At 58.5% G+C, this 858-nt stretch carries 2 protein-coding genes; one reads left to right on the top strand and one right to left on the bottom strand.

Going from position 1 to position 858, the window contains the following annotated elements; translation table 11 throughout:
* The coding region (gene merR, locus ABD296_RS49450) for an Hg(II)-responsive transcriptional regulator (RefSeq protein WP_455363885.1) at nt 1-404 on the bottom strand (404 nt) is incomplete at its 3' end.
* 83 nt (nt 405-487) lie between these two features.
* On the opposite strand from merR, the gene ABD296_RS49445 reads away from it, so the two are divergent.
* Complete coding sequence (locus ABD296_RS49445) at nt 488-664, top strand: mercuric transporter MerT family protein (RefSeq protein ID WP_455363884.1); 177 nt, start codon at nt 488-490, stop codon at nt 662-664.
* Nucleotides 665-858: the final 194 nt, after the last annotated feature.

The raw sequence follows: 858 nt of genomic DNA, 5'->3' as shown, positions 1-858 counted from the left end.
CGCGGCTCTTTCTCCCCTTGCAGCGAAGCAATCAGCGGGCAAGAAACGTTCCCTTGCCGCGCATGGCAGGCGAACACAAGTTCGGATAGCACGGTTTCCATGCGCGCCAGGTCGGTCATTTTTTCGCGCACGTCCTGAAGCTTGTGCTCGGCCAGGCTGCTGGCTTCCTCGCAGTGGGTGCCGTCATCCAGCCTCAGCAGCTCTGCGATCTCGTCGAGGCTGAATCCGAGCCGCTGGGCTGATTTCACGAAGCGCACCCGCGTCACATCCGCCTCGCCATAGCGGCGGATGCTGCCATAGGGGTTGTCCGGCTCCGGCAACAAGCCCTTGCGCTGATAGAACCGGATTGTTTCCACGTTGACCCCGGCCGCCTTGGCGAAAACGCCAATAGTCAGATTCTCCAAATTTTTTTCCATATTGCTTGACTCCGTACATTGGTACGGAAGTAAGCTTAAGCTATCCAATCCAGATTTGAAAGGACAAGCGTATGTCTGAACCTCAAAACGGGCGCGGGGCGCTCTTCACTGGCGGGCTAGCCGCCATCCTCGCCGCGGCTTGCTGCCTGGGGCCGCTGGTTCTGATCGCCCTGGGGTTCAGCGGCGCTTGGATCGGCAACTTGACGGTGTTGGGGTTTGGGGAGCAATGGAACCAAAAACCAACGTAAGCTCTGAATCCCACCGTAAAGGGGCTTTCCGATCTCCAGCTCACCCGCCAGGCATTACTCTCTGATCAGTGCCTCGATGATCGGGCAGATCGTTCCGCCGTCTCCCGCATCACATTGCTGCACCAGTTCGCCTAACAGTTGCTGCATGACGACCAAGTCGGCCATCTTCTGCTCGATCAACGCGAGCTTGCGTG

This window comes from Actinomadura napierensis (assembly GCF_039529375.1).
GTDB lineage: Bacteria > Actinomycetota > Actinomycetes > Streptosporangiales > Streptosporangiaceae > Spirillospora > Spirillospora napierensis.
Note: the sequence above shows the minus strand (reverse complement) of the source record. Positions and strands in the feature narration are given on the sequence as shown.

Excerpts from the sequence above, each read along its gene's own strand:
- ABD296_RS49445 (WP_455363884.1), top strand. The coding sequence starts at position 488 with ATGTCTGAACCTCAAAACGGGCGCGGGGCGCTCTTCACTGGCGGGCTA.